12 protein-coding genes are annotated in these 12,552 nt (G+C 71.9%); all 12 read right to left on the reverse strand.

From position 1 onward, the window contains the following. Nucleotides 1-48: 48 nt before the first annotated feature. The gene (locus EJG53_RS09845; RefSeq protein ID WP_125044547.1) at nucleotides 49-1,650 is read right to left on the reverse strand and encodes a hypothetical protein; all 1,602 of its coding nucleotides are present in this window, start codon (nucleotides 1,648-1,650) and stop codon (nucleotides 49-51) included. Nucleotides 1,651-1,655: 5 nt separating this feature from the next. Then, the gene (locus EJG53_RS09850; RefSeq protein ID WP_125044548.1) at nucleotides 1,656-2,576 is read right to left on the reverse strand and encodes an ABC transporter ATP-binding protein; all 921 of its coding nucleotides are present in this window, start codon (nucleotides 2,574-2,576) and stop codon (nucleotides 1,656-1,658) included. Nucleotides 2,577-2,578: 2 nt separating this feature from the next. Continuing rightward, entirely contained in the window at nucleotides 2,579-2,974 is a 396-nt protein-coding gene (locus EJG53_RS09855) for a hypothetical protein (protein ID WP_125044549.1), read from the reverse strand. Between the two features lie 213 nt (nucleotides 2,975-3,187). Next, entirely contained in the window at nucleotides 3,188-4,372 is a 1,185-nt protein-coding gene (locus EJG53_RS09860; protein ID WP_125044550.1) for a sensor histidine kinase, read from the reverse strand. A 92-nt stretch (nucleotides 4,373-4,464) separates the two neighbouring features. Beyond that, nucleotides 4,465-5,127, reverse strand: coding sequence for a response regulator (locus EJG53_RS09865; protein ID WP_125044551.1), 663 nt, complete (start codon nucleotides 5,125-5,127; stop codon nucleotides 4,465-4,467). A 100-nt stretch (nucleotides 5,128-5,227) separates the two neighbouring features. Continuing rightward, nucleotides 5,228-5,443, reverse strand: a complete 216-nt coding sequence (locus EJG53_RS09870; protein ID WP_125044552.1) for an MbtH family protein — start codon at nucleotides 5,441-5,443, stop codon at nucleotides 5,228-5,230. Between the two features lie 162 nt (nucleotides 5,444-5,605). Further along, nucleotides 5,606-6,553: an ArsR/SmtB family transcription factor gene (locus EJG53_RS09875; RefSeq protein ID WP_125044553.1), complete on the reverse strand. Its 948-nt coding sequence runs from the start codon at nucleotides 6,551-6,553 to the stop codon at nucleotides 5,606-5,608. 95 nt (nucleotides 6,554-6,648) lie between these two features. Continuing rightward, nucleotides 6,649-7,491 (reverse strand): enduracididine biosynthesis enzyme MppR, encoded by an 843-nt coding sequence (mppR, locus tag EJG53_RS09880; protein ID WP_244955081.1) that lies wholly within the window; start codon nucleotides 7,489-7,491, stop codon nucleotides 6,649-6,651. Next, complete coding sequence (mppQ, locus tag EJG53_RS09885) at nucleotides 7,488-8,741, reverse strand: enduracididine biosynthesis enzyme MppQ (RefSeq protein ID WP_167515091.1); 1,254 nt, start codon at nucleotides 8,739-8,741, stop codon at nucleotides 7,488-7,490. Before mppQ ends, mppR begins: the two co-directional genes overlap by 4 nt. Further along, nucleotides 8,738-9,889 carry an enduracididine biosynthesis enzyme MppP gene (gene mppP, locus EJG53_RS09890; RefSeq protein ID WP_125044555.1) on the reverse strand — a complete coding sequence of 384 codons (1,152 nt, stop codon included), beginning with the start codon at nucleotides 9,887-9,889 and terminating at the stop codon, nucleotides 8,738-8,740. The genes mppQ and mppP overlap by 4 nt, the downstream gene beginning before the upstream one ends. A gap of 211 nt (nucleotides 9,890-10,100) precedes the next feature. Next, nucleotides 10,101-11,123: a guanitoxin biosynthesis L-enduracididine beta-hydroxylase GntD gene (gntD, locus tag EJG53_RS09895; RefSeq protein WP_125044556.1), complete on the reverse strand. Its 1,023-nt coding sequence runs from the start codon at nucleotides 11,121-11,123 to the stop codon at nucleotides 10,101-10,103. Between the two features lie 179 nt (nucleotides 11,124-11,302). After that, nucleotides 11,303-12,499 carry an acyltransferase family protein gene (locus tag EJG53_RS09900; protein ID WP_125044557.1) on the reverse strand — a complete coding sequence of 399 codons (1,197 nt, stop codon included), beginning with the start codon at nucleotides 12,497-12,499 and terminating at the stop codon, nucleotides 11,303-11,305. Nucleotides 12,500-12,552 lie beyond the last annotated feature (53 nt).

Below are 12,552 nucleotides of genomic sequence, written 5' to 3' on the forward strand. Positions count from 1 at the left end.
CCTTCACCGCTTTCTCCCCTCCCCGTGACGAAGTGTCGAGCGTGGGTGTCAGTCCCGGCTGTAGCGCCGAAGGGTGCCGGCCACGAAGACGATGCCGAGCAGGACCGCGGCCACCGTCATGGTCACCGGCGGCTGGGCGGCGGCCAGTTCGCTGCTGTCGCGCAGGGCGCCCATGTAGTCGAAGACCGGCAGGCCGTTGGCGACCGTGTACCAGAGCGGGAGGTAGACCGCCTGGAAGAGCCGGTGCGTGCGGCTGAGGGTGCCGAGGGCCAGGGCCAGGGACGGGATGAACAGCACCCCGCCGATCCAGGAGGCGATGCCCGTCGTCTCGGACTCGATGATCATGCGGATGAGCGGGCCGATGCCGGCCACGGCGGTGATGGTCAGTCCCGCCCCCCACTCGGCGAACATCCGGCGGCGCACCGCGGGATAGGCACCGAGGACGGTCTCGACGGCGTACTCGTGGCGCTGGGTGCCCAGGCGGGACCAGATGATGATGGGCCAGATCCAGGCCAGCGGCAGCATGACGCGGGAGGTGCCGTGCAGCGGGGCGGTGATGCCCAGCAGGATCAGGAACGCGGCACCCAGCCACCACCACCAGGGCACGCCCTTGAGCAGGATGCGGATCTCGCCGGCCCAGATGCGCGCGGTCACGCCGCCGGGTTCGGGGCGGGTGCGCAGGATGGCCGCGGGGCGGGTGGACGGCGGGGACTGTCCCGCGACCTCGTCGATGAAGACGGGCTGGAACGCGCCGGCCGCGCTCTCCGGCTGCGGTGTGCGCTCGCGGCGCTGCCAGGTGCGGGCCGGGTCGAAGCGGCCGAACCACAGGGCGGGCAGGACGGCGACGGCCACGGCGAGGAGGAGCAGGGCGATGCGGCCCAGGAGGTAGGTCGCGGTGGGCGTGAAGCCGTCCCAGGTGAACGTGCCGAGCGGCTTGTCCAGGTAGGTCAGGCCGAGGCTGAACGAGCCCGTCATGTCGATCTTCTGGGCGACCATGTCGTCGTACATGGACCGGGCGACTTCGTAGACGCCGGTGCCGCCGAGCAACTGGCCCGGGCCCTGGCCGACCGTCGCGATGACGAGCCAGACGCAGAACCAGACGATGTTGCCGAAGCCGGTGCGCAGGACCGGCAGGGTCTCGAAGAGCAGCGCGCACGCCGCAGTGAGGGCCGCGAGCGGCAGCGCCACCAGGAAGAACGGCTGCCAGAGGGCGTAGAGGTCGACGTCGTAGGACTCGCCGCGGGCCAACTGCATGACCAGCGCGGTGATCGCGAGCACGCCGAGCATGGACGACAGCAGCATGAGGTTGCTGAGGAACTTGCCCGCCATGTACGCGGTGGTGCGCAGCGGGGTGGCGGCCACGAGCTGGCCGACGCGGGTGCTGCGGTCGCGTTCGACGGAGTTGCGGACGATGTAGAACCCGCCGAGCATGATCCACAGGCCGCTGGCCAGAGCGGTCACCATGCCGACGTACGCGCTGTTGTAGACGCCGCGGTGATCGCCGACCTGCATGATCATCCACTTGGCGTCCGAGTCGGGCACCGCGACGTAGCCGAGGGCCACCGCGGCGGCCAGGATGACGACGTACGCGGGCCGCCGGACGCGGTCGCGGAAGTCGGCCACCGCCGGACCGGTGATGGTGCGGAGCATCGGGGTCACACCGTCCCGGCGTGGATCGGGCCGGCGCCGAAGCGCTGCGCGGACTCGCCGCCGGACGCGCCGCGGATGATGGCGAGGTAGGCGTCCTCCAGGTCGGGGGTCAGCCGCACCGCGCCGTCGTAGGGGGCCTCGGGGGCCAGCAGGCGGATGCGGACGCCCTCGGTGGTGCGCACCATGCGGCTGACGATGTACTGGGTCTGCACCGTCGGTACGGACGCGGGGTCGACCAGCACCTCCCAGACGTGTCCTTCCACCGAGCGCAGCAGTTCCTCGGGGGTGCCGCGGCGCTGCAGGCGTCCGTTGGCGACCACCGCGATGTCGGAGGCCACCGACTCGACGTCGGAGACGATGTGGGTGGAGAGCATCACGACCTTGTCCGCGGCCAGGTCGCTGAGCAGGTTGCGGAAGCGGACGCGTTCCTCGGGGTCCAGGCCCGCCGTGGGCTCGTCGACGATGATCACCTCGGGGTCGGCGAGCAGCACCTGGGCGATGCCCACCCGGCGCAGCATGCCGCCGGAGTACTTGCCCAGCGGGCGCTTGACCGCCTCGGTGAGGTTGACCAGCTCCAGCAGTTCGTCGATCCGGGCCTTGGCCGACCTGGCGGACACGCCCTTGGCCGCCGCGAGGTACATCAGGAACTCGCGGGAGGTCAGGTTCGGGTAGACGCCGAAGTCCTGCGGCAGGTAGCCGAGCTTGCGGCGCAGCACGTTGGGCTTGGCCACCGCGTCCTCGCCGTGGAAGCGGACGGTGCCGGAGGTGGGGCGGGTGACCGTGGCGGTGATCCGCATCAGGGACGACTTGCCGGCGCCGTTGGGGCCGAGCAGACCCAGCATCCCCGGCTGAAGGCTCATGGTCATGTCGTCGACGGCACGCTTGCCGCCCTTGTAGACCTTGGTGACGTTGACGAGGTCGAGCATGATCAGCTCTTGCCCTTCAGGTCGGCCTTCTTGCCGTCCTTGATGACGGTCAGGTTCTTGGGCACGTCCACCTGGAACTTGGCGTCGCAGACCGCGATGCCGCTGCAGCCGGCGTCGATGTCCAGGGTGTCGCCCTTGAGCTCCCACTTCAGGTGCTCGGTGCCGGCCGCCGAGTCGAACCAGCGGGTGACCTTGATGTCCTTGCGGTCGCTGGCGACCAGCTTGGTGGCGACCTCGTGCGTCGTCAGCTTCAGGGTCTCGCCCTTGTACGGGAAGACCTTGGCTTCCGGCTTGACCTTCGACGCGTCCACGGAGCAGCCGGTCAGGCCGACGGTGGCGGCGAGCGCCGCGACCGCGACGAGGGTTGCGGACCGCTTCGAGGTGATGCCTGAGAACATCGGGGTTCCTCCATAGTCACGAGCTGGTGTCCGGTGCTCCGGACCTGCGTCCAGAGGTTCGGACTGGCGCACGTCATAAGGATCGCCGGAGGGGGGACCGGGCACATCTGCCGAACGGCAGATATCCGGGGGGGAGGAGGCGTTCGTCCGGCGGGCCGACCGGTCATCACAGCAGCCCCGCCCGCCCCCGGAACCTCACCCCTCCCCCGCCCCTCAGCGCATCGCCGGTGCCGGCAGGACGCAGCGCACCCGCCAGCCCTTCTCGTGCGGGCCGGCCTCCAGGGTGCCGCCGAGGGCGCTGACGCGTTCGGCGAGGCCGGCCAGGCCGGTGCCGCCGCCGTGGCGGGTGGGGGCGGGGGCGCTCGGCCCGGCGTCGTCGGCGACGGCTATCTCGACGGCGCGGTCGGCGGTCCGGCCGGCGAAGACCTCGACCCGGGCGGCCTGCGGGGCGTGCCGCCGGATGTTGGTCAGGGCCTCCAGCACCACACGGTAGGCGGTGTCCTCGGCCTCGCGGGCGAGGGTGCCGGCGATGTCGTCCTCCAGGGAGAGGTCCACCTCGGAGGCGGCCATGGAGGAGAAGCGGCCGACGAGTTCGGGGAGGTCAGCCAGGCCGTAGAGGCGGGTCGGCGGGGGCTCGTCCCACTTGCGGCCGTCCGCCTCGCGCAGGGCCTGCACGGTCTGGTCCATGGAGTCCAGCGCCCGCAGTCCGGCCTGTTCGATGCGGAGGAGGAGGGCGCGGTGTTCCTCCGGCCCGGACCCGTCCGCCTCCAGTTGTCCGGCTTGGGCCTCCAGGACGATGCCGGTCACCTCGTGGGCGACGAAGTCGTGCAGGTCGCGGGCCACTTCGAGGCGCTGTTCGCGGCGGGCCAGGGCGACCGCGCGGGCCCGGCGGTTGTCCAGGGACCGCAGGTACAGGCCGACGCCGGTGGCGGCGGCGGCCGGGAAGAGGGCCAGCGCGACGACGAACACCGATTCCTTCAGGCCCGTCTGGGGTGCGTGGAGGGTGAAGCGCAGCGGCAGGGCGAGGAAGGCGGCGCCGGTCAGCGCGCCGGCCACGGCCGCGCGGGGCGGCGGGACATGGCGGACCACGCGGTACAGGAGGACGAGCAGCGCGGCGGCTTCGACGGGGAACCACAGGAGGACGAGTCCGGGCGGCCCGAAGTAGGCGGCGTCCGCCACGGGAGAGAGGACCGCGATGCCGCCCGCCGCCCGGTCCAGGCGGCCGGCGGGCCAGGCCAGCATCGCGACGGCCAGCGCGAGCGCGGCCATGACCGCGACGGTCCAGGCGGAGGGGGGCGCGGCGACGGCGGGCGCGAGGACCAGCGCCACGGCCGCCGCGATCCAGCGGCTCCGGCGCCGGCCGCTCGCGCCGGAATCGGGGTGTTCCTGGTTGTCCATGGGGCCGAGGCTACGCATTTTCCTCAGGGGCGGAGTGCCGGGCACGGACGGGAATTCCGGGCATCTGCCGAACGGCAGATATTCACCGCGGTTCAGCCAGGTGTCCGCCCGGTGGCGAATCCCATCTCCCAGGCGCGGACGGCCACTCCGACGCGATTGCGCACCTGGAGTTTCCGCTGGATGCTCGCGATGTGTGTCTTGACCGTGCCGGCCGAGATGAACAGTTCGTCGGCGATATCGGCGTTGGTCTTGCCCTCGGCCACCTTTCCGGCGATCTCCGCCTCGCGTTCGGTGAGGACGCTCTCGCGCGGGCGGCGCTTGGTGCCGGAGCCGGTGACGTGCTGCAGCAGCCGCACGGTGATGGACGGGCTGATCAGGCTGTCCCCGGCCATGGCGGCGCGGACGGCTTCCACCAGCAGCGTCGGGCCGGAGCGTTTGAGCAGGAACCCGGAGGCGCCGAAACGCAGCGCGGGATAGACGTATTCGTCCAGGTCGAAGGTGGTCACGACGACGACACGGACGGGGTGCGCGGCGGCGGGGTCGGCCAGCAGCCGGGTGACTTCCAGGCCGTCCATGCGCGGCATGCGGATGTCCACGAGCGCCACGTCCGGTCGCAGGGAGCGGGCCAGTTCGACCGCGTCCACGCCGTTGGTCGCCTCGCCGACCACTTCCATGTCCGGCTGGCTCTCCACGATGCGGCGCATTCCGCGGCGGACCATTTCCTGGTCGTCGGCGATCAGTAAGCGAATAGTCACAAGCGGATATTGTGCCGTACCGGGATCACGGGATGCCTTCTCGGTGGTGCGGGGCGGGCCGGGCTCCGGCGGGCCTCCGGGGAGGCCCGCCGCAGGCCCGTTACGCGTCGCCCATCGCCGTCGCGAGGCTGCGCGGACGCATGTCGGTCCAGTGCGCGGTGACGTAGTCCAGGGCGGTCCGGCGGTCGCTTTCGGTCAGGGCGACCGTCCAGCCCTGCGGTACGTCGGCGAACGCCGGCCACAGCGAGTGCTGGTGCTCGTCGTTGACCAGCACCAGGTAAGTGCCGTCCGGGTCGTCGAACGGGTTCGTGCCCACAGTGTTCTCCTTCTCGCTCGTGCGTCGGGGGGGTGTGCCGGGGCGGCCCGTGCCGGTCGCGGCGGCACGGGCGGCGGGCGGTCTCCTCCGCCGGGATGCCTTGCGCCGGAGCGCCTTCCTCGGCGTCCGGTCCGCGGCGTCGGTGGTCGGCCGGTGGTCTCGTCACACCGCCTGGCGGGCGACGCCGGCCCCGACGCCGCCGAGCCGCAGGGGGCGTACGCGCTGCTGGGGCACGCCAGGGGATAAGGCCCGCGGGGCCGGCGCGACGAAGGGCTCGCAACTGCGCAGCAGTGCCTTGCCGAGGGGGGTCAGCGCGTGCAGCGCCGTGTTGCGGTTCCGCGAGGTGGTGACCAGGCCGGAGCGGCGCAGTACGGCCGCGTGCTTGCTCGCGCCGGCCAGCGATATCCCTAACCGGTCGGCGAGTTCGCCCGTGGAGCATCCCTCGGCGAGCGCTTCCAGCGCCGCCGCCCTGGTGTGTCCGACCAGGGCGCCCAGCGCCTGCTCGTCGTGCTCGGCGGGGCCCCAGAAGTCACCCTTGGCGGTGGCCTTCACCGGGAAGACGAGGGCGGGTACGCCGTTCTCCCCCACCGCGTCCAGGAACGCGCAGGACTGCTCGGACAGGAAGAAGGACGGGCACAGCAGCAGTCCGCGTCCGTCCAGGTGGATGTCCCGCTTCTGGCCGTGCCGGATCTCCAGGACCGGGGAGCGCCAGCGGACCTTGGGGTGGATGGAGCTGAGCAGCCGCTCCACGCCGTGCGCGATGGCGACCCGGCCCCATGCCTCCCGGGCGCCGTCGAGGTTGCTGCGGATCATCGGCCAGTGCGGCAGGACGGCCACCTGGCAGAGGTCGGCGAGCAGTTCGGTGCTGCGGCGGACGTCGGTGGACGCGTCGTGGGTGGGGTCGGTGCTCTGCGTGAAGGCGTCGGCGAACGCCACAGGCAGTTCGTACAGCGTTCTGAACTGCTGGGACAGGGCGGTGTAGCGGGCCGCGTCCTTGCCCAGCCCGGCGCGGACGCTGCGGCGCCACTGGTGGAAGGCGATGTCGCCGTTGCGTCCGAAGAGATACAGCGCGAACGCGGTCTCGGCCATCGGGCCGAGGGTCGCCAGCATCCGTGTGTTGGTGATGTCCTCAACTGTGAAGTGAATCCTCAGCAATGTGTTCCCCCGTGTTCATGACTGGTTCGGTCCGGTGCTTCGTGGCCGGCTCAGTCGGTAAGCAGGCGTCCGCCGTGGAGGGTCTCTCCGTACGCGAACACATGTCCATCTCCTACCTCCAACGGTACGAGTGAAGCGAAATCATCCCCAAGACCACCATCGAGGAAGGAGAGGTTTCCGGATCCGGACCAGATCCGGGAAAACTCGACGTCACTGACCTCCGAGGCGACCAGCCGGGCGCGCGGGCCGTCGGCCGACGGGACCCACTCGGGGAAGGTCAGGGTGTGCGCGAGGGGAACGTCGTGCAGCGCCGGGGCCCGGTCGCCCGAGCGCTCCAGGGTCACCGATGCCTCCACGGCCCGCCGCCCGTGGACGGACAGCGCGCCGTCGAACCGGCCGCCGGGCTCCAGCCGGGAGCCCGCCCTGCCGACCGTCACCGGACGGCTCTGGTGGATCGTGCCGAACTGCTTGGGCATTCCCTGGACCCAGCCGCGCATCATGGGCACGGCCTGGTCGACCCAGGCGTACGGGCAGCGGGCCATGGGGCGGCCCTCGAACTCGCAGCTCAGCAGGATCAGGAACTCCCCGAACTGGCAGCGCCCGGGGTCGGCCAGCTCGGCGCCGTCCGCCGAGCACCACTGCCAGGTGGCGAACACCGCCGCCGCGGCGCCCGGGTCGGCGCCCGGCGTCAGGCCCGGCGGCAGGAACCGGCGGGCGGCGTCCGGGTCGACCCGGTACTCGACCATGACGACCTCGCCGGAGAAGTGCCACGGCGGCGGGGTGAGCATCGACGACGCGCCCGTGGGCGAGAGCGGCAGGCTGTATCCGACGGGCCCGGCGCCCCCCGGCCCGGTGTGCGTGCGGGGGGTGCTGTTCCCGGTGGTGGTCGTCACGTGCTCTCTCCGATCTGAGGGGGCGGCGCGGTGCCGGTCCAGGCGGCGGCCAGCCGCCGCGCGGCCCGCTCCAGCGCCGCCGGGGGGTTGAAACTGAACGCCAGGCGCACACTGGGCCCCTGGGTGGTGCCGAAACGGGAGCCGGCGGCGACCCGCACGTGCGCCGCGGCGGCGCGGTCGAGCAGCGCCTCCTCGGTGGGTCCGGCCGTGGACTCCAGCCAGAGGAAGAAGCCGCCTTCCGGGGTACGCAACCGCACCCGGTCGCCCAGGGCGGCGCGCAGGGTGTCCACGAGCGCGTCCCGGCGGGCCCGCAGCCGGGTACGGAACGCGTCGAGGTGCCGGTCGTAGGCGCCGGTGGCCAGCAGATGGCCCACGGCCAGCGAGGTGGTGTGGTTGAGGGAGCCGCCGCTGACGAACAGCCCGTGCCCGGAGAGCCGGGCCGCCACCTCGGCGTCGGCCAGCAGCCACCCCAGCCGCAGCCCGGGGCCCAGGGTCTTGGAGAAGCTGCACAGCCGTACCACGCCCCGGTAGCCGGCCAGGGCGGCGAGCGAGGGCGGCGGGGTCCAGCCGTCGGTCAGGGCGAGTTCCGCGTAGGCGTCGTCCTCCAGGATCAGTGTGTCGTGCCGGGCCGCCACCTCGACGAGCCGCCGCCGGCGCTCCGTCGGCACGGTGCGCCCGAGGGGGTTGTGGTGGGTGGGGGTGAGGTAGAGGAAAGCGGTCCGGCCGCCTTCCCGTCGTACGGCCGCCAGGGCGTGGTCCAGGGCTTCGGGCAGCATCCCGGACCCGTCCGTGGCGACCGTGCGCACCCGCAGGCCGCAGTCCCTGAAGATCCGCTGACCCAGGTCGTAACAGAGCTCCTCCGCCAGCACTGTGTCGCCGGGTGCCGCGAACGATGTCGCCAGCAGGTACAGGGCCTGGGACGTTCCCGAGGTGAGGACCACCTGGTCCGGCCCGCAGGGGTGCCCGCCGGCCGCCGCCGCGCGGGCGGCCAGCTCGGCGCGCAACGGTTCGGCGCCCGGGTCGTGGCCGTAGCCGAGCGCCGCGGCACCGTACTCCTCCAGCGCGCCCGCGTACGCGTCCCGCATGAGGTCCACGGGCAGCAGGGCGGGCTCGATGTATCCGGGACCGAGGTCGAGGACCCCGGCCGGGGCGGCCTCCTGCACGACTCCCGCGTGCCACCGCCGCGTGTGCGACAGCGGGCCCGCGAAGCCGTGGGGTGGTGCCGCCCCGTCCGCGACGGAGGCCGTCAACGCGAGGACAGGACGTGCCGGAGCGCGCGGACCGACCGGGTCAGCGGGTCGGTCGAGCGGGCGAGCGCCAGCCGCAGGGTGTGGTCGCCCTGGGAGTGGTCGGCCCAGTGGAACGGCCGGCAGGGCAGCGCGTAGACGTTGTGCTCGCGCAGCAGCGCCCAGACCTCGGTGCCGGTGAGGTCGTCGATGCGGACCCGCTCGACGCTGGCGCGGCTGTCCGGGTCGGGGACGCTGACGCCCGGCAGGCCGGCCAGCTCGGCGCGGACCATGGCGCGGTTGTCGGCGATGAAGCGGTGCAGGTCCTCCAGGCCGCCGTTGGCGGCGTCCTCGGAGAACCGGCGGACCATGGCCAGGATCAGCGGCGAGACTCCGAGCAGGATGTCGGAGTAGATCTTCTCGACCGGCAGGCCCAGGTTCTCGGCGTGCACGAGCATGCCGACCTTCAGGTCCAGGGTGGGCCACAGCTTGCCGGTGTCCTCGATGACGACCCAGCGCGCGCCGCTGGCGTTCAGCACCTCGTAGTGGTCGTACTGCGCGCGGGTGTCGAAGCCGCGGAAGGAGGTGTCCAGGGCGAGCACGACGCCGTACTCGGCGCACTGCTCGGCCAGCCGGGTCAGCCGCTCCTTGGAGACCACGCGGCCGGTGGGGTTGTTGGGCGTGGTGATGAAGACGCAGCCCACCGACTTGAGGAGGGCCGGGTCGAGGTCGGCACCGTGCAGCGGGTCCTCCTCCAGCGGGACCAGCTTGAGGCCGTTGCCGCGGAGCAGGTCCGCGATGTTGTCGAAGGTCGGGTGGACCAGCGCCACCGACTCGACGCTCTCGCCCAGCGCCCGGGAGAGGATCTCCATGGCGACCGAGGAGGAGTAGCAGCTCAGGACCCGGCCCGGGGTGGCGGGGTAGCTGTGCTGGCCCAGCGCGGTGAAGAAGGCGGCGTGCGCCTCGGTCTCCAGCTCCTCCACGGGGCGCTTCTCGCCCTCGGCGAAGAGCAGCGGCAGGTCTTCGACGATCTTGCTCTGGCCGGCCGTCAGCGCCTGCCGGGCGTGGCCGTCGGCGATGTTGAACTCGCTGTTGAGGGCGAGGAACTCCAACTGGGTGAGGTTGCCGGAGTCGCCGCCGGGCGCCCGCACGTCAGTCTTGTCTCGCAGCATTCCGGACACAGGTGTACCTCGCAGAGAAATGGGTGGGCCCTCGTGTCGAGGGGAGAGTGGGCACGGTGACGCGCCGCTCGGCGGGCGCGCGCGGTCGTGCTGACCGCCCCGGGCGAGCCGCGGCCGGTCCCCGCGGTGACGCGTTCCGTCTCCGGGTGGCCGGTCGGGGCGGTGGGGTGTGAGCGGTGGTGGACGGCGGCGGGGCCGCCGGTCAGTAGATGACGCGGGTGTGCGCGGCCAGCCGGGCCTCGCGCGACTTGCGCAGGTCCCGGGCGACGTTCAGCCGCCGCAGCCAGCGGTCCGTGCCGTCGAACCGGGCCCGGAAGGGCTTGCGGCCGTGCACGACGCGGTAGTTGTCCACGAAGACGATGTCTCCGGGCTGGAGCACGACGCCGGACATCGCCTTGTCGATGGCCGCGCCGATGGTGTCGAGTGCGCGCTGTTCTTCCTCGCCCTGGACACCGCGCATGTAGTGGGGGTCGATGCAGATGTACGGGTCGTCCGGGTCGCCGAAGAGCACGGCCGTCGGGTCGGGCGCCTCCAGCGCGGCGGCCACGCGTTCCCGGCTGCGCCGGCGCAGCGCCGCGGCCCGCTCGTCCTCGTCCTCGGACGCCTCGCCGTGGATGCGGTGGGCGTCGTCGGGGAGGATGCGGAAACGTTTCTGGGACAGGATCTCCCGTGTCGCGTCGTCGATCACCACGTCCGCGATGTCGCAGGTGGTGGTCTCCACGCCGTCCGGGTTCCGCAGGCACATCAGGCCCAGGTAGTCGGTGCGCAGCGGGTGGAAGGCGTCCTCCGTGTGCCAGGTCAGCGTCTCCTCGCTGCCCCAGCCGATCTGCTCGTGCTCGAAGCCCCGCACGGGGTAGATGTCGTGCATGATCCGGCCGTCCTGCTGGGTGGCCCATCCGATGGGATCACCCAGCAGGTTGGCTATCAGGTAGAAGGCGATGTCCTGGCGCAGCGACGTGGACTCCGGCTTGGTCCGGCGCTCCGCCGGGGTCCTGCCCAGCGTCGTGTCGTCCACCGGCAGGCCGCTGACGACCATGATCCCGGACTTCTCGGTGCTTCGGTATTCGTGGAGCGCCCGCCGCACCCGACGCGGAAGCTCATCCGCGTAAAGGCGGCTCTCGGCCTGGAACTCCGTGGATTCCACGGAGTCGTAACGCCGGATGAGTTCGTCGACCACGGAATCGATCGCGGCGACGTCGTCATCCTGCAGGTGGAGCGTCAGCACGTACCCGTCCCTCCAGATAGGGCGCCGGATCGGTCTGGTCCGGCGCCGAATGCCTGGCCAGTCGGGATCATGTCGCGTTTCCGGACCCCGCTGTACCACCTTTACTCCTTGGCTAAGTTGCCCCCTGCTTCCCTTGCGGCCCGGGGACCACGAGGGTCACGCGGGGCTGCCCCGGGCCCTCAGGGCGCCAGTACCTCGCCGGCCGGAACGGCGTCGGCCGGGCGGGACGAGCCGCCCGCGGAAGCGGTCGTCCGGGCCTTGCGCGGCCGGGACCAGCGGCGCATGGCGGGCTTCTCCACGCCGTTGTGCAGCAGCCACGCCAGCAGGACGGACACCACGAAGCCGCCGGCGATCACGGCGACACCGCCCGGAACGTCCCAGGTACGGCCCACCTGCTCGCCGTCCACCTCGGTGTGGCCGAGCAGCAGGTGCCCGTACTTCAGGACGAGGTTGTGCAACAGGTAGAACGCGAAGGACAGCTCGCCGAACCAGACCATGACCCGGTTCCCGAACGGGGTGCCCCGTCCCTCGGCGTCCGCCACCGCGACCGCGGCCGTCAGCAGCGCCACCGGGAGCGCCGTCACCGCGCTCAGCCGGTACAGGTACGGCACCTGCTGCGCGGCCCAGTACGCGAGCACCAGCAGGACGACGGCGGGCAGCACCGGCAGCCTGATCCACACACCGGTGAGCACGATCCGGGCCATCAGCATGCCGAGGAAGCACTCCAGCATCCGGAAGAGCGGCAGGAAGTACGCGAACCAGTACTGGCTCTCGGAGACCCCGCTCAGCGGCATCTCGGGGGTGTCCGGCAGCACGGCGAGCCCCACCGCGGGCACGACGGCCGCCGCGACGGCGGTGCCGATCACCCAGTACCACAGTCGCTTCGGGGCGATCCGGTTCACCAGCGCCAGCAGCGCCGGGAACAGCCCGTAGAAGACCACGTCCACCGCGAGCGACCAGCTCACGCTGTTGCCGGTGTCGGTGAACGCGGGGTCGGGCACCCACGACTGGAGCAGGAAGAGCTGGGTCACCGACGGCAGCAGGCCGATGCCGGTGCCCACCGTCAGCACCAGCACCAGGGCCAGCGCCCAGGAGGTGACGTGGTTGGGGAAGACCCGGAAGAAGCGGCGCCGCCAGAAGGCGCGCGCGGTGTCGCCCGGCCGGACCGACCAGGTGATGACGAAGCCGCTCAGCACGAAGAAGAACGACACCGCCAGATATCCGCTGGTGCCCATCACGTTGAGGAAGCCCCAGCTCGCGTCGGCGTCCGTGAAGACGCCCTCGAACGCCGCGTGGGTGAGGAAGACGGGCAGCATGGCCAGAAATCTCAGGCCGGTCAGGGACTTCAGGTTCGGTTTGGACGGTCTCGTTTGCATATGGACCTCTCGCCAGGTGCGCGACGAGCGGCGTGGCCTGCGGCACCCGCGTC

Origin of the sequence: Streptomyces chrestomyceticus JCM 4735 (genome assembly GCF_003865135.1) — a bacterium.
In the GTDB taxonomy this organism is placed as follows: Bacteria; Actinomycetota; Actinomycetes; order Streptomycetales; family Streptomycetaceae; genus Streptomyces; species Streptomyces chrestomyceticus.